Below are 17,639 nucleotides of genomic sequence, written 5' to 3'. Positions count from 1 at the left end.
CTAAAGGAGCTGGGTGTGAGCGCCGCCGTCGGCGAAGATGATGTCGCCGGTGGTGGCGGGCAGCCAATCGGAGAGCAGCGCGCACACCGTCTTGGCGACCGGAGTCGGGTCCTTCATGTCCCAGCCGATCGGGGCACGCTGATCCCAGCCGTCCTCCAGCACACTCATCTGCTGGCCGGCTTCTTCGCCCAGTGCACCACCGACGATGGCGCTCATCGCCAGCGTCCGGATGGGACCGGCCGCAACGAGATTCGAACGAACACCGGCAGCACCCGCCTCACGCGCCACGAACCGGTTGACCGACTCGAGTGCGCTCTTGGCCACCGTCATCCAGTTGTAGAACGGCATCGCCCGGGTCGGGTCGAAGTCCATGCCTACGATGCTGCCGCCCGGATTGATGATGGGCAGCAATGCCTTGGCCAGCGACGCATACGAGAACGCCGAGATGTGGAAACCCTTGGCCACATCCTCGAAGGGGGCCTCGAAGAACGGGTTGAGTCCCATACCGGTCTGCGGCATGAAGCCGATCGAGTGGACGACACCGTCGAGCTTGTTGCCCTCCCCGATCACCTCGGAGACCCGACCCGCCAGGCTGGCCAGGTGCTCCTCGTCTTGCACGTTCAGCTCCAGCAGCGGCGCCGGCTGCGGCAGTCGCTGGGTGATGCGCTCGATGAGGCGCAACCGATCGAACCCGGTGAGTACCAGCTGCGCGCCCTGCTCCTGCGCGACCTTCGCGATGTGGAAGGCGATGGACGAATCGGTGATGATGCCCGTCACCAGGATGCGCTTGCCCTCAAGTAGTCCTGCCACGATTCTCCTTAGGTAATTGCCTGCGCTCATGCGCACGCTGGGGGACGTCCGACAAAGTTCCTAGCGGGGTTCCTAGTGGCCCATGCCCATGCCGCCATCAACCGGGATCACTGCACCGGAGATGTAACTGGCGTCCTCGGAGGCCAGGAAGCTGACCGCCCCGGCGACCTCGGCGGCCGTGCCTATCCGCTTCGCCGGAATGAACTCCAGTGCGCCCTCCTGGATCCGCTCATCGAGCGCGCGGGTCATCTCGGTGTCGACGAAACCGGGTGCGACCACGTTGGCGGTGACACCTGCCTTGGAGAGCTCTCGGGCAATCGAGCGCGCCAAGCCGATGACACCGGCCTTGGAGGCCGCGTAGTTGGCCTGGTTGCCGATTCCCCAGGTACCGGAGACCGAACCGATGAAGATCATCCGGCCGAAACGCTTCCGCTGCATGCTGCGCGAGGCCCGCTGGGCCACCCGGAACGCCCCGGTCAGGTTCGCGTTGATGACTTGCTCGAACTTCTCCTCGGTCATGCGCATCAGGAACGCGTCCTGTGTGATGCCGGCATTGGACACCAATACCTCGACGGGGCCCTGGTGCTCCTCGACCTCTTTGAAGGCACGGTCGACGGCGTCGTTATCGGTGACATCGCACTCCACGCCGAACAAGCCCTCCGGCACACCGGACCCGCGGTGGGTCACTGCCACCTTGTGCCCGTCAGCGGCAAGACGTTGTGCGATCGCAAGGCCAATACCCCGGTTGCCACCGGTGACCAGAACAGAGCGAGAGACAAAGTCGGGACGGGCGACGCTAGCGCCCACAGCATCAGACATAGGAGTCAACTTATCGTCTTCTTAGACTTTGGCCTAACCGACTGGCCCAAACAAAAGGCTCAACGAACCCGCCGACCAGGTACCGAATTAGTTGGGTAGGCGCCGGTTGATGACCAGGCCGACGAAGGCCGCCGCCAATACCAGCAGCGCACCCAGGCGTAGCCACCCGACGCTTGCATCACCGCGGATCGTCTCGTACCCGATCTGCTGCTGCAGATTGGCGTACACCTCCTTGAGCTGCCCCAAGGTAGACGCCGTGTACGTCTCCCCGCCCGAGAGCTTGGCCACCTTCTCCATCATGTCGGGGGCATACGGAACGTTCTGACGCTGTCCGTTGATCTCGACGTACCCGTCCTTGGTGCCGAACGCGATCGTCGAAATCGGCACCTGCTGATCCTTGGCCGTGCGCGCGGCGGTGTAGGCACCCTTCGGGTTATCGGGGTTCGACGGCACCGTTTCCTTACCGTCGGACATCAACACGATGCGCGCTGGAGGCGGCTTGTCGCCGCCTCCGATGACCGCACCCACCGTGGCGATGGCCTGCAGCGCCGTGAAGATGCCCTCGCCGGTGGCGGTGCGATCCGCAAGCTGCAGGTTATCCAGGGCATTCACGGTGGCGTCCCGGTTCGTGGTCGGCGAGACCAGCACCGTCGCGGTGCCCGCGTAGGCGATGAGACCCAGGTTGATACCCGGAGTGAGATTGCGCGCGAACTCCTTACCGGCTTCCTTCGCGGCGCCCAACCGGCTGGGCGCCACGTCGGTCGACTCCATGGAGCGCGAGACGTCGACGACGAGCATCACGACGGCACGGTTACGCGGAATCCGCACGTCATGTGTCGGGCCGGCCAAGGCGATGGTCAAAACCATGAGACCCACCACCAGCAAGGCCGTCGCGGCATGGCGCCAGGTACGGGGCCGCGTCGGGGCCACCGAGTCCAGCAGTTCGGTGTTCGCGAAGCGCAGCACCCGCTTCTGGCGCAGATACTGAGCCACCACATAGAGGGCGACCAGGCCCACCACCAGCAGTAGCACCAGGAAGAACCACGGGTGGGCGAAGCCCGTCAGAGTCATCGGCCCGAAGAATGGCACGTCGTTCATCGCGTCGCCGCCCCTGTTCCAGCCACCGCACCACGGCGCTGTTGAGAGACGAATCTCACGATGTCGCTGATCCAGTCACGGTCGGTCCGCAAGCTCAAAATCGGTGCACCGCAACGACGTAATGTGCGTGCCACCTCTTCATGATGCCTTGCCGCCGCCTGTTCGAAATCACGGCGCAGGTTCTCGTCGATCCGGTACTCCTTGGTGACGCCGGTCTCGGCATCCTGTAGCAGCACCTCGCCGACGTCCGGAAGTTCCACATCACGCGGATCGAGCACCTCGATACCCAGCACCTCGTGCCGGCCGCCGATGGCACGCAACGGCCGCATCCAGTTGATGGGGCCAAGAAAGTCACTGATGATCACGGCCATGCCGCGGCGGCGTTCCGGTCGGCGCAGGGCGTCGATGGCTACCGAGAGATCGCCACGCACCCCCTGGGGCGCCTTGGGCATGGTCGCGATGCTGCGCAGGATGTCCTGCTCATGGGCGCGACCCGAGCGGGCAGGCAACCGAACAATCTTGTCGCCGTTGGCGATGATCGCACCAAGCCGGTTTCCGCCACCGCTGTTGAGGAAGATGATCGCCGCTGCGGCCGCCACCGCGAGATCACGCTTCTCGCAGTTGGTGGTGCCGAAGTCCAGGCTCGCCGACATGTCGACCACCAACCACGTCTCCAGCTCGCGATCGGCGATCATCTGCCGGACGTGCGGACTGGTCGTCCGCGCCGTCACCGACCAGTCCATCCGGCGCACGTCGTCGCCGGGCTGGTACAGCCGCGACTCCCCCGGCTCCGATCCCGGTCCAGGGATCAAGCCGAGGTGGTTGCCGTGCAGCACCCCGTCAAGCTTGCGTCGGATCTTCAGTTCCAGCGTCCGCAGTGCCGCCGACAACTGCGGATCACGGATCTCGCCACGACGCAGTGACGGGATGTCCACCGGCCGGCCGTTGGCCGGACTTGGCGTGCTCACCTGGGTGCGGCGTTATGGGCGGCCGGGACCGGATTGTTGGTCCCAACCATCGCAGGCGGCACCGAATTTCCTTGTTGCGGAACAGCATTCACCTGCGGTAGGCCCACTGTCTGCAGAATCCGGTTGATCGCGGTGTCGGCGGAAACCTCGTCTGCCAGGGCGTCGTAGCTCATCACCAGGCGGTGCCGCAGCACGTCCGGGATGACCTCGATGACGTCCTGAGGAATCACGTAATCGCGCCCACGCACCAGAGCCAGCGCACGCGACGACGCGATGATGCCCAGCGACGCGCGGGGGCTCGCTCCGTAGGAGATCCAGTTGGCGACGTCACCGAGGCCGAACTGGGCTGGGTTACGGGTTGCCGAGATGACCCGGACCACATAGTCGACCAGTGCGTGGTGCACGAAGTTGTTGGCGGCAAGGTCCTGCAGGCGCAGCAGTGCTTCGGCCGACAGAATCTGCTTGGGCTCCGGCGGCGTGACACCCATGCGGTAGATGATTTCGCGCTCTTCTTCGACCGTCGGGTAATCCACGTTGATCTTGAACAGGAAGCGGTCGCGCTGGGCTTCCGGCAGCGGGTACACACCCTCGTTCTCGATGGGGTTCTGGGTCGCCATCACCAGGAACGGCTTGGGCATCGGGTAGGTCTTACCGCCGATGGAGACATGCCGTTCGGCCATGACTTCGAGCAATGCCGACTGCACCTTGGCGGGCGCACGGTTGATCTCGTCTGCCAGCAGGAAGTTCGCGACCACCGGACCGAGCTCGATATCGAACTCTTCCTTGCCCTGGCGGTAGATGCGGGTGCCGATGATGTCGGTGGGCACCAAGTCGGGGGTGAACTGAACACGTGAGAACGAGCCGCCCACCACCTTGGCGAAGGTTTCGACCGCCAGCGTCTTGGCGACACCGGGCACACCTTCGAGCAAGACGTGCCCCTTGGCAAGCAGCCCGACCAGAATTCGCTCGACGAGCCGGTCCTGGCCCACGATGACGCGCTTGACTTCGAAGATGGCGCGCTCAAGGTTCTGTACCTCTGCGGCCAGGGCCGGTGACGTCGCACCCTGCGGGGCGTGCGGCACGGGGCCGGCGCTTCCGCCGGAGTACCCGGCACCTCCCCCTGGTTGCCCTGGTGATGACATCAACTTCCCTCCGGCTCTGCCTGACGATTTCATGCCATGTTGGTGGCGCGGTTCATACGAGCGGCACCCAACCCTGGGCGGCGCCTTCGGTCCACTATTCCAGCATCCCGGGATTTGGTCCACGTACCCGTTCGCTGGCGCGCCGCTTCTAGCTGACCCGCAGGATCAGAAGCTCTACCACGCGATGATACGAACCGCGTAAGGAGTCATACCGCCCGTGCGCACCGGAGACACCGTCACCTTGGCCGCACTGCCGCTGGCTTCCAGCATCTGACCATTGCCGAGGTAGATCACCACGTGCTGCGAACCACCCGGCCCGTAGAAGAGAAGGTCTCCGCGTTTGGCCTGCGAGACCGGAACCTTCTGGCCGGAGTTGTATTGGTCACCGGAGTACTTCGGCAGCTTCACGCCCGCGGCCGCATAGGAGAACATCGTGAAACCCGAGCAGTCGAAGCCGACCTTGCCGGAGTCGTAGTCCACGCCACCGCTCGGTCCGCGCACCGTGCCACCGCCCCAGGAGTACGGCACACCCAGTTGGGTGCCGCCGCGCTGGATCACGCGTTCCACGGCAGCGCGGCCGTAGACCAGCGGACGCCCCGCGCCCGCGGCACTGCCTCCGCCGATTCCCAGCGCACCCAGAGCGGTCTGACCGACCCCCATGACACCGTTCATGATCTTCGTGGGATCCGCACCCTGGCTCGGGCCGGAGAACGGCAACGTGTTGTCGTATTGGCCGCCCGTCGGGTTCAGTCCGAGCGCATTCAGGAAGGCCGTTCCGACATTGGGCCCGAGCGGGTTGTCATCGGCGGTGGCCCGCGGGACACCCATGAAGAGGACCAGTGCAATCGCGATAGTCACTGCGATGGCCGACCGTAATAGGAAGAGCCCCTGCGCTTTTAGCACCTTTGCCGTTTTCACCACTTCTACCACTCAATCATCCGGGTTACATAGGGCGTCATGCCGCTGGTGCGGACCGGCGACACCTTGACCACGTCGCCGGTGTTCGGCGCTTCGAGCATCTGGCCGTTGCCCAGGTACAGCGCAACGTGCTGGCTTGCGTTGGGGCCGTAGAAGATCATGTCGCCGCGCTTCATCTCGGCACTGGGCACCTTGCGCCCGGAGTTGTACTGGTATCCGGTGTAGTGCCGCAGCCTGATGCCGACCGCCGCGAAGCCGTACATCATCAGCCCGGAGCAGTCATAGCCGACAGTTCCTGCGCCGGAATCGATTCCGCGCGTCGGGCCATTGTATGAGCCACCGCCCCAGGAGTATGGCGTGCCCATGGCACTGCCGGCACGGGCGATGACTCGCTCCACGTTCTCGCGGCCGTAGACCTTCGGGAGGTACTCGCCACCCTCGCCAGAAGATGCCGCCGCCGGGGCAGCCTTGGGGCAGAAGATGCCGATCACACCACACACCGCGGACTGGCCGACATTGGCCGCCGTGTTGCCGATGCCCAACACCATGTTGATCGTCTGCGTCGGATCGGTGGGCACGTTGGCGCTGGCGATCATCGGGAGCGTGGTATCCCATTCACCGCCGGCGGCAGCGGCCGGTGCCGGACCCTCGGTCCACTCGTTGCCGTTGCCCGCGATGGCAGCGCTCGGGTTCACCACCCGCGCCGTTGCTGTCGAGGCGGCGTAGGCGGGACCGCGCGCGGCGGCGAGCTGCGCCTCGGCACTCTTCTTCTTGGCGGCCAGATCCGAGGCGACACCGCGCTGAGCCTCGAGCTTCTTCTGTACGTCCTGCATCGCCGACACCAGGTCGTCCTGCTGCTGCTGCGCATCCGCGGCGGCCTGGTCGGCCTTTTCCTTGATGGCGCGCGCCTGCGACTCTTTGTTGACCTGCTCGGTACGGGCCCGGCGCAGATTGTCCATCACGGTCTGCGAACTCGCCTCTACGCTCTTGGTCACAGCGGCCAGCCGCACGACGTCATCGGGGTTGGTCGCGGTCAGGTATGAGGTCGACGGGCCTGCCATGTAGGTCGCCGCGGCCATCCGGTCGAACTTGCCCTGCGCTTCGGTGATGGCACCGTTGGCGACATCGACAGCGCGCTGTCCCTCGTCCACCGCCGCGGCGGCGCTCGACGCGTTGTCGCGGGCGTCCTGCAAATCGACCAATCCCTTGTTGATGGACTCCTGCTGGGTCTGGACATCGGCGGTGAGCTGCTCGATCTGCTGATTGGTATCGGCGAGCTGGGTGATCAACGACGCCATGTCATTGGGCTCGGCAGACGTGACGGCAATGGTCGGGGGCACCATCATCAGGCTGGCGGCCAGCAGCGGCGGCACCACCAGCGTGGCCACCATGGTTCGTTTGCCAGGAACCGCGAAACTCTGCGGGAATGTCCGCTTCATCGCTTCTGCCGCCTCCTCGATCCTCGGCGCTCGTCGAGCCTTCTCGGTCATCAGCGGCCCTTCCCCGACGCGCTCCCAGTTGTCACATCAGACGCACTAACAACATTGGCGCCACTTGCACCGTACGTCACTTTTGCACCTAATGAAACTTTAGTCACAAATTACATATGTGTAATTAATTGCCCTCTGACAGACAATTCCGCAGACGTCTTCTGGCGGTTAATTGATGTGAATTGAATACCGGCAGTTCATCCGGGTTCTATAGTGCGCGCGGCTATTTCGCGGCGGAACCGGATGTGCGAATGGTTTGCAAAGCGTTACTTAACCGAGTCATTCGCGAAGCGGCCGCGAACGAGGGTAATTCCGGCGCAAACAACCGCAACGAGCACGACGAGTGCAATGGTCAGCGTGGTCCACGAGAAGTGCTCACGCCCCAGCTCGTCCACGAAGTTGTTGGCCGAGAGCACGGGGTTGCCCGTCTTTGCGACGTCCTGACCCGCTTCCAGCGTCACCCTGTCGTATTTGGCGCTATAAGTACCCGCGTACGACGGGCTGATGACAAGGATGGTCGAGTCCGGGTGGTCCTTGCCGATCTCGGTCGCGATATCGCGCAGCGGGGTGTCGATCCAGGGATTGCCGGGAAGTGCGATGACCTTCAGATCGATGTTCTTGGCGTGCGCCTTCGCGACCACGTCCTTCAGCCCCGGGACGTCGGCCGGCTGAGCCGCGATCCCGTCCTTGTTGACATCCGCGCGCGCCATCTCCAGGCACTTGGCCGACCACCCGATGGGATCGGTTCCCGCCGTCTGGATGGAGACACCCACCGCCTGGCACAACTCAGCGGGGATGAAGGTCGGCAGGTGCTGCGGCGTCACGCGATCAATCTAACCCGCGCCGAGCGCCGAGTTGCGCACCCGGACACGCCCTATTTGACGTGCGTAACGCCGCCTTCGCCGAGAGTGGCGAATGCCACCGTGGAAATGGCGCGTGAAATTTGGGCATCCCCCTTATTACGGGACAAGCGTACTGTTAGACTAGGGATGGAAGGCAGCCATCTGCGGTGGCGCCTCCGGAACCCCGCCTGGCACAGCCCGCCGGCGGGTGACCCTCGAGCTTTGGAGCTGATGTGACTAGCAATGAATCGGTGAATTCCTTCGGCGCGCGCGGCACTCTGCAGGTTGGCGATGAGTCGTACGAGATCTTCCGACTCAACGCCGTGCCGGGTACCGAGAAACTGCCCTACAGCCTGAAGGTGTTGGCGGAGAACCTATTACGCACCGAAGACGGTGCGAACATCACCAAGGACCATGTCCTGGCGCTGGCCAACTGGGATCCTTCGGCCGAGCCGAGCGTGGAGATCCAGTTCACCCCGGCCCGTGTGGTGATGCAGGACTTCACGGGTGTGCCCTGTGTGGTCGACCTGGCCACCATGCGCGAAGCGGTCGCGGCCCTCGGCGGCGACCCCGACAAGGTGAACCCGCTGTCTCCCGCCGAAATGGTCATCGACCACTCAGTGATTCTTGACGTCTTCGGCACCGCCGACGCGTTCGAGCGCAACGTCGAGCTCGAGTACGAGCGCAACGCCGAGCGCTACCAGTTCTTGCGTTGGGGCCAAGGCGCTTTCGATGACTTCAAGGTGGTCCCCCCGGGCACCGGCATCGTGCACCAGGTCAACATCGAGTACCTGGCCCGCACCATCTTCACCCGGAACGGCCAGGCCTACCCCGACACCTGCGTGGGCACCGACTCGCACACCACGATGGTCAACGGCCTCGGCGTCCTCGGTTGGGGTGTCGGCGGTATCGAGGCGGAGGCCGCCATGCTCGGCCAGCCGGTGTCGATGCTGATCCCCCGCGTCGTCGGCTTCAAGCTGACCGGTGAAATCCAGCCCGGCGTCACTGCCACCGACGTGGTGTTGACCGTCACCGACATGCTGCGCAAGCACGGCGTGGTGGGCAAGTTCGTCGAGTTCTACGGCAAGGGCGTGGCCGAGGTGCCACTGGCGAACCGCGCCACACTGGGCAACATGAGCCCCGAATTCGGTTCTACCGCAGCGATTTTCCCGATCGATGACGAGACCATCAACTACCTGCGCCTGACCGGTCGCGACGACCAGCAGCTGGCGCTTGTCGAGGCGTACGCCAAGGAACAGGGCATGTGGCACGACGCTGACCACGAGCCCGCCTTCTCGGAGTACCTGGAACTCGACCTCTCCACCGTCGTGCCGTCGATCGCCGGACCCAAGCGGCCCCAGGACCGCATCGAGCTGTCGGACGCGAAGAACGCCTTCCGCAAGGACATCCACAACTACGTGGAAGAGAACCACCCGGCACCGCACACGAACCTCGATGAGGCCGTTGAGGAGTCGTTCCCGGCCAGTGATTCCGCCGTGCTGTCCTTCGCCGAGGATGACGCCGTCATCCCGTCCGCGGCCAACGGTGGCGAGGGTCGCCCGTCCAAGCCGGTCAAGGTGCAGTCCGCCGAGCGCGGCAACTTTGTCCTGGACCACGGCGCGGTCGTGGTCGCGGGTATCACCTCCTGCACCAACACCTCCAACCCGTCGGTGATGCTGGGCGCTGCCCTGCTGGCCAAGAAGGCCGTCGAGAAGGGCCTGACCACCAAGCCGTGGGTCAAGACCAACATGGCCCCCGGGTCACAGGTCGTCACCGACTACTACAACAAGGCCGCGCTATGGCCGTACTTGGAGAAGCTGGGGTACTACCTGGGCGGCTACGGCTGCACCACGTGCATCGGCAACACCGGCCCACTGCCCGACGAGATCTCCAAGGCCATCAACGACAACGACCTGTCGGTGACCGCGGTGCTCTCCGGCAACCGCAACTTCGAAGGCCGCATCTCCCCCGACGTCAAGATGAACTACCTGGCGTCGCCGCCGCTGGTCATCGCCTACGGCATCGCGGGCACCATGGACTTCGACTTCGACACCGACCCGCTGGGCAAGGACCACGACGGTAACGACGTGTTCCTCAAGGACATCTGGCCCACGGCGTCCGAGATCGAGGAGACCATCGCGTCGTCGATCAACCGTGAGATGTTCACCGACTCCTACGCCGATGTCTTCAAGGGCGACGAGCGCTGGCGCGGGCTGCCCACGCCGGAGGGCAACACCTTCGAGTGGGTCGACACGTCCACCTACGTGCGCAAGGCCCCGTACTTCGACGGGATGCCGCTGGAGCCGACGGCTGTCACCGACATCAAGGGTGCCCGCGTACTGGCTCTGCTCGGTGACTCGGTGACCACCGACCACATCTCGCCGGCCGGTTCCATCAAGTCCGGCACGCCTGCCGCGCAGTATCTCGACGAGCATGGTGTGGCCCGCAAGGACTACAACTCGCTGGGCTCGCGCCGCGGTAACCATGAGGTGATGGTGCGCGGCACCTTCGCGAACATCCGGCTGCGCAACCAGTTGCTGGACGACGTTTCGGGCGGTTACACCCGCGACTTCACCCAGGAGGGTGGACCCCAGTCGTTCATCTACGACGCCTCGGTCAACTACCAGAAGGCCGGCATCCCGCTGGTGGTGCTGGGCGGCAAGGAGTACGGCTCCGGCTCATCCCGCGACTGGGCCGCCAAGGGCACACGTCTGCTGGGCGTGAAGGCCGTCATCACCGAGTCCTTCGAGCGCATCCACCGGTCGAATCTGATTGGTATGGGCGTCATTCCGCTGCAGTTCCCGGCCGGGGAGTCGGCGGCCTCGCTCAAGCTCGATGGCACCGAGACCTTCGACATCAGTGGTATCGAGAAGCTCAACGAGGGCACAACGCCGAAGACCGTGCACGTGACGGCCACCAAGCAGGACGGGTCTCGTACCGAGTTCGACGCGGTGGTCCGGATCGACACCCCCGGTGAAGCCGACTACTACCGCAATGGCGGCATCCTGCAGTACGTGCTGCGGAACATGCTGGCCGGCTAACTCCGCCAGGACTAGGGGCCAACACAGTGCCGCGCGTTAGCGAGGACCACCTCGCGGCTCGTCGCCGCCAGATCCTCGATGGCGCGCGGCGCTGTTTTGCCGAATACGGGTACGACGGCGCCACCGTGCGCCGCCTGGAGCACACCATCGGCATGTCGCGGGGAGCCATCTTCCACCATTTCCGCGACAAGGACACCCTGTTCTTCGCGCTGGCGCGCGAGGATGCCGAGCGGATGGCCAATGTCGCCAGCCGCGAGGGTCTGGTGCAGGTGATGCGCGACATGCTCGCCGATCCCAATCAATTCGATTGGCTGGCAACCCGTTTGGAGATCGCCCGCAAGCTGCGCAACGATCCGGAGTTCCGGCGGGGCTGGAATCAGCGTTCCGAAGAGCTCAACACCGCCACCCTGGCCCGGCTGCAACGCCAGAAGAAGGCCGGCCGGTTGCGTGAGGACGTGCCCAGCGAGGTCATCCTGGGATATCTGGATTTGGTCCTCGATGGCTTGGTCGCCCGCTTGGCAGCCGGCGAGTCGACCGAAAGCCTCAGCCGTGTCCTTGATCTCGTGGAGGACTCGGTGCGCCGTGCCGATCACTCCTGACACCAAAGACTGGACCTGGGTTCTCGAGAGCCGGTGCGGTGAATGCGGATTTGATCCCGCTGCAACATCGTTCGAACAGATACCGAACATCGTGCGGCAGAATCTGTCGGCCTGGCAGCCGGTGCTGGCCCGTCCCGAGGTGCGTTCGCGCCCCGACGAGCAGACGTGGTCACCGCTGGAATACGGAGCGCACGTGCGCGATGTGTTTCGCATCTTCCGGACCCGACTACACCTGATGCTCGACGAGGACAACCCCCTGTTCGAGAACTGGGACCAGGACAAGACGGCCGTTGAGGACCGCTACGGCGAGCAAGACCCCGGGACGGTTGCCGCCGAACTCGCCTCGGCCGGCGAAGCCATCGCCAACGACTTCGCCCAGGTGCCGCAGAACGCGCTAGAACGTCGCGGAAGGCGAAGCAACGGTTCGGTTTTCACCGTCGCCACGCTCGGGCTGTACTTTGTGCACGACCCGGTACACCATCTGCACGATGTTTCTCGCCTGCCTGCCGATTAGTGCGGGAAGTCGATCACGGCCCGTGAGGGCGTGTCATCGACATGGGCCACCGGACATCTGGACGGTTGCGCGACGACCTTCCACGCCATCACGCCATTCTTGTCTTTGAAAATATCGGGGTCCTGCAGAAGACGGGCCGATCGCACCACCGGGGAGCCGGCCGGTGCCCCGAATTCGTCGGGCTGCGGAAACGACTTCACCAGCTTGTTCTCCGGGCGATCGAAGGTCCCCATCACGGTGTTGTGTGCCGCGGCGCCGCGGAAGGCCACCGCGTATCCCCCGTCCACCGGTGTTACCGAGAACGGCGGTGCCTGCCAGTAGGTCACCGGCCCCACCGGCGGTGCCAGCCTGTCGGGCCCGAAGGTGAACGTGACCCTGTCGAGGTCATCGAAGGATTCGATGCGCACATCATGCAGGATGTTGGCGTAATTCTCCGCGCCGCCATCGGTCAACGTGGGACACGTCGGCGCGGCCGCCACCTGCGGCACGGGGACCAACGAGCCGACTACTAGTACAAGCGGTACCAGGTATCGATGCATGGTTAGCGAATGTACGGCCTTCGACACCTGACCGCTGGCGTTCGACCAGGGATTGTCCCCGGTGGTCAACCACGCACCGATGCATGGTGATCGGTCACAAGGGCGGCTAGTGCGGTAGATCCACCACAAGACGCGGCGGGTTGGTCAGCGTGCTCACCTGAGGACAGCGCTGCTTGTTCAGCCCCAGCGCCCACCGCACCTTTCCCTCGGAATCCTCGCCCTGCTTGGCTTCCGCGAGAATCGGGAAATCCTTCGGCGTGATCTCATTGGGCCCCGGGTACGACCGGATCGGCTTGTCACTCTCGTGCGCGGAGGCGCCGGTGAAGAGCACGCCGAGTAACGCGGTACCGGCAACAACGACGTTGTCCCCCTTGGGACCCGCGGAAACACTCGCCGGGCTGTCCACCGAGTATTTGGGAACGACCAGCTCATCCAGCGGCACCGTGTTCTTGGGGTCGATCTTCGGGTCCGCCCCGAATTCGAAGGTGACCCTGTCGTAGTCGTCCTGCTTTCCCACCCGGACATCGCGCAGCAGTGTGGCCACATTCTTGCCACCACCTCCGCTACTCGTCTCGCAGGCGGTGACACGGAAGGTTTCCGGGGCCGGTGTCGATGTTTGCGGTAGCGCCGTCGTCGTCGCCACTGGCGACACCAACTCACCCAACTGGCGTGCCTCACCGCCACAACCGGATGCCGTCAACGCCGCCAGCGCCAGCACGCCGATGTTCCGGATACCGCCTTGTCCTCGCATCGCACCACGGTAGCAACAATTGTCGCCCGAAAGCTCAACGCGCACACTGCGTGTCGAACGCCTACTCGGCCTTGCGGCTCCGCCGGTTCGGCCCCCCTCGGCCGCGTAGGGCCACACCCGATTCCACGAGAGCGCGATGCACATAGCCATACGAGCGGCCCGTTGCCGCGGCGAGCGTGCGAATGCTCGCGCCCTTCTCGTATCCGGCCTTCAGCTCGGCACGCTCCTCGTCGCGCGTTTTGGCCATCGCGACCTCTCTCCCGACTTCACTCCGCGGCCCCTATGGGCAACTCGACCCGGTTGCACCATAGCGCAAATGTGATCACGCATGTACACGAGACGCGGAAGGTGGGGAGAGAAAAGGTTAGGCCAGCTCGATGAGGTCCCGATACTCGTCCGACCAGTAGTCCTCGGTGCCGTCCGGCAACAACACGACGCGCTGCGGATTCAAGGCTTCGGCGGCCCCGGGATCGTGCGTCACGAGAACAACCGCCCCGAGGTAACTACGCAGCGCGTCCAATACCTGCTCACGCGAGGCGGGATCCAAGTTGTTGGTGGGCTCGTCGAGCAGCAACACATTCGCGGTCGAGGCGACCAGTCCGGCAAGGGCCAGGCGGGTCTTTTCACCACCGGAGAGCGTCCCTGCCGGCTGCTCCAACTGTGGGCCACTGAACATGAACGCGCCCAGGATTCCGCGCAACTCCTGCTCCCCCGTGTCCGGGGCGGCGTGGCGGATGTTCTCCCAGACCGTCGCATGATCGTCCAGGGTGTCGTGCTCCTGGGCGAAATATCCAAGTTTGAGACCGTGGCCCGGTTCCAGCTCTCCGGAGTCTGGGGTCTCCGCACCCGCCAACAGCCGCAGCAGTGTCGTCTTGCCGGCACCGTTGAGCCCCAGGACCACGACGCGTGAACCACGATCGATGGCCAGGTCCACCCCGGTGAAAATCTCCAGCGACCCGTAGTTCTTGGTCAATCCCTTGGCCACCAACGGCACTCGCCCACACGCGGCGGGTGTCGGGAACTTGATGCGGGCCACCTTGTCGGCCACGCGTTCCTCATCGAGCCCGGACAACATCTTTTCGGCGCGGCGCAACATATTCTGCGCGGCAACAGCTTTAGTCGCCTTGGCGCCCATCTTGGCCGCCTGGGTGCGCAGGGCCGAGGCCTTTTTCTCCGCATTAGCACGCTCGCGGCGGCGGCGCTGTTCGTCGAGCGACCGCGCGTCCAAGTACTTCTGCCAACCCATGTTGTAGACGTCGACCTCGCCACGCACCGCGTCCAGGAACCACACCTTGTTCACGACATCGGCCAGCAGATCGACGTTGTGACTGATCACCACCAGTCCGCCGTCATGGTTCTGCAGGAAGCCGCGCAACCAACCGATCGAGTCGGCATCGAGGTGGTTGGTCGGCTCGTCGAGCAGCAACGTCATGCTCGATCCCGCACCACCCTCGGCCGCACCGAACAGAATCCGCGCCAACTCCACACGCCTGCGCTGACCACCCGACAGTGTCCGCAGCGGTTGGATCAGTACGCGCTCGGGCAAACCGAGGCTCGAACAGATCCGGGCGGCCTCGCTTTCCGCGACGTACCCGCCCAGTGACGAGAAACGCTCCTCCAGCTGTCCGTAGCGGCGCACGGCCTTGTCGCGCTGCCCCTCGTCGGCCAGCTCAGCCATCAGCGTCTGCTGCTTCTCCATCTCGCTGATGATGGTGTCCAGGCCCCGGGCCGACAGCACCCGATCGCGGGCCAACAGATCCAAGTTGCCTTCCTTGGGATCCTGTGGCAGATAACCGATTTCACCGATGCGAGAAACCGATCCGGCGTATGGCTCACCCTCCCCCGCCAGAATTCTCATCGAGGTAGTCTTGCCGGCCCCGTTACGGCCGACCAACCCAATGCGGTCGCCGGGCTGGATACGTAACGCGGGGCCCGGCGCATAGACGAGCGTGCGGGCGCCGGCGCGGACCTCGAGGTCCGTCGCGGTAATCACTACTTACTCCTTGGATGCTGTGTGCGTGTCTCGCACTTTCAGCGCTTGTCTCTAAAGGTCGCTTTGCGCTGCTCCTTGCGGGCGGCGGTGGCTTCTTCGAAGTTGTCGGTGAGCAGCCGGACATACAGCTGGCCCAGACCCTCTTGGTGCATGTGACTTTCCAGGCTAGCGGCGTCCAGCCCACTCCAAATGGTGCGCTTGGTCAACTCGATTCCTGGACGGGAGAACCCGGCGATGCGTTCCCCGATCGCGTAACACTCTTCCAGCAGCGACTCGGAGGACACCTTCCGGGATACCAAACCGATGCGCTCGGCCTCATCGGCATCGACGTCGCGGCCGGTCAGCATGATGTCAGAGGCGCGCGAGGTGCCAATGGCGCGCGGCAGCAGATAGCTCAGGCCCAGCTCGCTGGCCGTCAATCCGTTGTTGATGCCGGCTGCCCGGAAGTAGGCGGCATCCGATGCCACCCGGACATCGCATGCCAGCGCCAAGCACAGACCGCCACCGATGGCCGCGCCGTTGATGGCGGCGATCACCGGCTGATGCATCCGGCGCAGGGTGAGAATGACCTCGTCGAGCAACTCCATCGACCGCAATGCGATCGTCGGCTGAGTCAGTCCCCCAATATGCGGAATGGGCCCGGCGGATTTCTGATCGGCGCCCGAGCAGAAACCTTTACCTGCCCCGGTGATGACAACAGCGCGCACCTCGTTGTCATTGCTGATATCCACGAGCAGCTGCTTGAACGGCAGCATCACATCGAATGCCATGGCGTTCATCCGCTCGGGCCGGTTCAAAGTGACCAGGGCAATTTCCGGACGCGGACGGTCCACCAGGACGAAACTCATGCGTCCATATAACCGACCGCACGGGGCTGCACCAAATCGTTGCGCCGCGGAGCGTTCAGCCGCCCGATCCGCGTGGTCAGCCCGCCCCCACCGGACGCTCGGCGCCGTCCTCGAGCGCCGCAGCACGCTCGGCCGCCGCCTGATCGCGCCGTCGGACGAACTGTTGCAGCAGCGTCACGGCACTCGTGATCGACACGAGCAACAGTGTGGGGCCGATAGCGACTATCAGAATCTGCGAGACATCGACCGACAGCGTGAAGATCAGAAAGATCGCCAGGGCCGGAAACATCCCGCAGAGCAGCCCCAGCCACAGGCAGATCCGGGTGTGCAGCGTGTGCCAGTCCGTGATGTCCTGGTCGGTCCACCCGCGCCGGGGCAATGCCCCATCCGCGAGATTCGGCGAAATGGCGCTGGCGAACTTCTTCGAGGCGGGCCTGCGGAGAAGCGCACTCACCACTAGGGACCACACGATCAAGGACACCGGGATGAGCTCGGTGACCTGCACTATGCGGGGATTTTTTGTGGTGAACGCGACGGTCAGCGAACACGCCGCGGCGACGATCACCACGCCGTTCACGGGCTCGAACTTGCGCTTGATCACCATGTTCAAGATCCCCTGCACGACGGCCGTGATGATCGCGCCGGCCAAGGCCAGGTAAGGCGTGACCCCGAACGCGCGAAGCGCGTAGTACGCGATAAGCGGGGGCAGCGTATTGATCGCGGTGGTCCTGACGTACTCCCTCAGGCTGGTCGGCGCCTCAACACCTTCGTCAACGCCTTCGCCCAAGGAGTCAGCGCCATCGACAGGAATATGCTCAGCCACGGCACCTAAGCCTAGCCTAGGCTTACCTGCCACGTGCACCACGGATACGGGCTAGACCTCTTGTTCGCGCAGTGCCGCTTCGACGTCGAGATCGCGGACCTGCTGCAGTAGGTCCGCCAATGAGGCCGGGGGCAGCGCGCCGGCCTGGTTGAACACCAGCTGGCCCTGCTTGAAGACCATCAGCGTAGGAATCGAGCGGACATTGGCCGCCGATGCCAGCGCCTGCTCCGCCTCTGTGTCCACCTTGGCATGAACCACATCGGGGTTCGCTTCCGAGGACGCCTCGAAGACCGGACCGAACTGACGGCACGGCCCGCACCACGACGCCCAGAAGTCGACCAGCACGATGTCGTTGTCGTGGATCAAGTCATTGAATGCGTCTGCACTGATGTCACGTGTTGCCATGTCGTCCTCAACGTTGCCGGGATGCGCGATGTTCCGTTG

The 17,639-nt window shown here is 64.4% G+C and carries 18 protein-coding genes; 3 read left to right on the top strand and 15 right to left on the bottom strand.

Annotated features, from left to right (window positions below):
- From inhA to BKG76_RS20910, 8 genes are all read right to left on the bottom strand, one after another.
- Complete coding sequence (gene inhA / locus BKG76_RS20945) at window positions 1-810, bottom strand: NADH-dependent enoyl-ACP reductase InhA (RefSeq protein ID WP_070939624.1); 810 nt, start codon at window positions 808-810, stop codon at window positions 1-3.
- Between the two features lie 72 nt (window positions 811-882).
- Window positions 883-1,629, bottom strand: coding sequence for a 3-oxoacyl-ACP reductase FabG1 (gene fabG1 / locus BKG76_RS20940; RefSeq protein ID WP_070939623.1), 747 nt, complete (start codon window positions 1,627-1,629; stop codon window positions 883-885).
- 87 nt (window positions 1,630-1,716) lie between these two features.
- Window positions 1,717-2,727 (bottom strand): VWA domain-containing protein, encoded by a 1,011-nt coding sequence (locus BKG76_RS20935; protein ID WP_070939622.1) that lies wholly within the window; start codon window positions 2,725-2,727, stop codon window positions 1,717-1,719.
- Window positions 2,724-3,695 (bottom strand): DUF58 domain-containing protein, encoded by a 972-nt coding sequence (locus tag BKG76_RS20930; RefSeq protein ID WP_070939621.1) that lies wholly within the window; start codon window positions 3,693-3,695, stop codon window positions 2,724-2,726. The genes BKG76_RS20935 and BKG76_RS20930 overlap by 4 nt, the downstream gene beginning before the upstream one ends.
- Window positions 3,692-4,837 (bottom strand): chaperone MoxR1, encoded by a 1,146-nt coding sequence (gene moxR1, locus BKG76_RS20925; RefSeq protein WP_070939620.1) that lies wholly within the window; start codon window positions 4,835-4,837, stop codon window positions 3,692-3,694. The genes BKG76_RS20930 and moxR1 overlap by 4 nt, the downstream gene beginning before the upstream one ends.
- Before the next feature lie 174 nt (window positions 4,838-5,011).
- Window positions 5,012-5,767 (bottom strand): NlpC/P60 family protein, encoded by a 756-nt coding sequence (locus tag BKG76_RS20920; RefSeq protein ID WP_070939619.1) that lies wholly within the window; start codon window positions 5,765-5,767, stop codon window positions 5,012-5,014.
- Complete coding sequence (locus BKG76_RS20915) at window positions 5,761-7,194, bottom strand: NlpC/P60 family protein (protein ID WP_070939618.1); 1,434 nt, start codon at window positions 7,192-7,194, stop codon at window positions 5,761-5,763. Before BKG76_RS20915 ends, BKG76_RS20920 begins: the two co-directional genes overlap by 7 nt.
- 317 nt (window positions 7,195-7,511) lie before the next feature.
- Entirely contained in the window at window positions 7,512-8,069 is a 558-nt protein-coding gene (locus BKG76_RS20910; protein ID WP_070939617.1) for an Rv1476 family membrane protein, read from the bottom strand.
- A 269-nt stretch (window positions 8,070-8,338) separates the two neighbouring features.
- On the opposite strand from BKG76_RS20910, the gene acnA reads away from it, so the two are divergent.
- Genes acnA through BKG76_RS20895 form a run of 3 tightly spaced genes read left to right on the top strand, consistent with a single transcriptional unit; the run spans window position 8,339 to window position 12,241 of the window.
- The gene (gene acnA / locus BKG76_RS20905) at window positions 8,339-11,128 is read left to right on the top strand and encodes an aconitate hydratase AcnA (protein ID WP_070939616.1); all 2,790 of its coding nucleotides are present in this window, start codon (window positions 8,339-8,341) and stop codon (window positions 11,126-11,128) included.
- A gap of 26 nt (window positions 11,129-11,154) precedes the next feature.
- Window positions 11,155-11,727 (top strand): TetR/AcrR family transcriptional regulator, encoded by a 573-nt coding sequence (locus BKG76_RS20900; RefSeq protein ID WP_030093454.1) that lies wholly within the window; start codon window positions 11,155-11,157, stop codon window positions 11,725-11,727.
- Window positions 11,711-12,241, top strand: coding sequence for a DinB family protein (locus BKG76_RS20895; RefSeq protein WP_070939615.1), 531 nt, complete (start codon window positions 11,711-11,713; stop codon window positions 12,239-12,241). The genes BKG76_RS20900 and BKG76_RS20895 overlap by 17 nt, the downstream gene beginning before the upstream one ends.
- Here the strand turns inward: BKG76_RS20895 and BKG76_RS20890 are convergent.
- The 7 genes from BKG76_RS20890 to trxA form a co-directional block, all read right to left on the bottom strand.
- On the bottom strand, window positions 12,238-12,849 hold the full coding sequence (locus BKG76_RS20890; RefSeq protein WP_070939614.1) for a hypothetical protein: 612 nt from the start codon (window positions 12,847-12,849) through the stop codon (window positions 12,238-12,240). The genes BKG76_RS20895 and BKG76_RS20890 overlap by 4 nt on opposite strands.
- 37 nt (window positions 12,850-12,886) lie before the next feature.
- Complete coding sequence (locus tag BKG76_RS20885) at window positions 12,887-13,531, bottom strand: AMIN-like domain-containing (lipo)protein (RefSeq protein WP_070939613.1); 645 nt, start codon at window positions 13,529-13,531, stop codon at window positions 12,887-12,889.
- Between the two features lie 61 nt (window positions 13,532-13,592).
- On the bottom strand, window positions 13,593-13,778 hold the full coding sequence (locus tag BKG76_RS20880; RefSeq protein ID WP_070939612.1) for a helix-turn-helix domain-containing protein: 186 nt from the start codon (window positions 13,776-13,778) through the stop codon (window positions 13,593-13,595).
- A gap of 117 nt (window positions 13,779-13,895) precedes the next feature.
- A complete protein-coding gene (locus BKG76_RS20875; protein WP_070939611.1) occupies window positions 13,896-15,524 on the bottom strand; it encodes an ABC-F family ATP-binding cassette domain-containing protein in 1,629 nt (542 codons plus the stop codon).
- A gap of 38 nt (window positions 15,525-15,562) precedes the next feature.
- Window positions 15,563-16,372 (bottom strand): enoyl-CoA hydratase, encoded by an 810-nt coding sequence (locus BKG76_RS20870; protein ID WP_070939610.1) that lies wholly within the window; start codon window positions 16,370-16,372, stop codon window positions 15,563-15,565.
- Between the two features lie 76 nt (window positions 16,373-16,448).
- The gene (locus tag BKG76_RS20865) at window positions 16,449-17,195 is read right to left on the bottom strand and encodes a VC0807 family protein (RefSeq protein ID WP_070939609.1); all 747 of its coding nucleotides are present in this window, start codon (window positions 17,193-17,195) and stop codon (window positions 16,449-16,451) included.
- 51 nt (window positions 17,196-17,246) lie between these two features.
- Window positions 17,247-17,600 carry a thioredoxin gene (trxA, locus tag BKG76_RS20860; protein ID WP_070939608.1) on the bottom strand — a complete coding sequence of 118 codons (354 nt, stop codon included), beginning with the start codon at window positions 17,598-17,600 and terminating at the stop codon, window positions 17,247-17,249.
- Between the last annotated feature and the right edge of the window lie 39 nt (window positions 17,601-17,639).

The sequence above is a fragment of the Mycobacteroides franklinii genome, assembly GCF_001853795.1.
GTDB lineage: Bacteria > Actinomycetota > Actinomycetes > Mycobacteriales > Mycobacteriaceae > Mycobacterium > Mycobacterium franklinii.
Note: the sequence above shows the minus strand (reverse complement) of the source record. Positions and strands in the feature narration are given on the sequence as shown.

What these genes read in the sequence shown, in the direction of transcription:
- fabG1 (WP_070939623.1), bottom strand. Translation starts at nt 1,629, where the DNA reads ATGTCTGATGCTGTGGGCGCTAGCGTCGCCCGTCCCGACTTTGTCTCT.
- BKG76_RS20935 (WP_070939622.1), bottom strand. Translation starts at nt 2,727, where the DNA reads ATGAACGACGTGCCATTCTTCGGGCCGATGACTCTGACGGGCTTCGCC.
- moxR1 (WP_070939620.1), bottom strand. Translation starts at nt 4,837, where the DNA reads ATGTCATCACCAGGGCAACCAGGGGGAGGTGCCGGGTACTCCGGCGGA.
- BKG76_RS20915 (WP_070939618.1), bottom strand. Translation starts at nt 7,194, where the DNA reads ATGAAGCGGACATTCCCGCAGAGTTTCGCGGTTCCTGGCAAACGAACC.
- BKG76_RS20885 (WP_070939613.1), bottom strand. Translation starts at nt 13,531, where the DNA reads ATGCGAGGACAAGGCGGTATCCGGAACATCGGCGTGCTGGCGCTGGCG.
- BKG76_RS20880 (WP_070939612.1), bottom strand. Translation starts at nt 13,778, where the DNA reads ATGGCCAAAACGCGCGACGAGGAGCGTGCCGAGCTGAAGGCCGGATAC.
- BKG76_RS20870 (WP_070939610.1), bottom strand. Translation starts at nt 16,372, where the DNA reads ATGAGTTTCGTCCTGGTGGACCGTCCGCGTCCGGAAATTGCCCTGGTC.
- trxA (WP_070939608.1), bottom strand. Translation starts at nt 17,600, where the DNA reads ATGGCAACACGTGACATCAGTGCAGACGCATTCAATGACTTGATCCAC.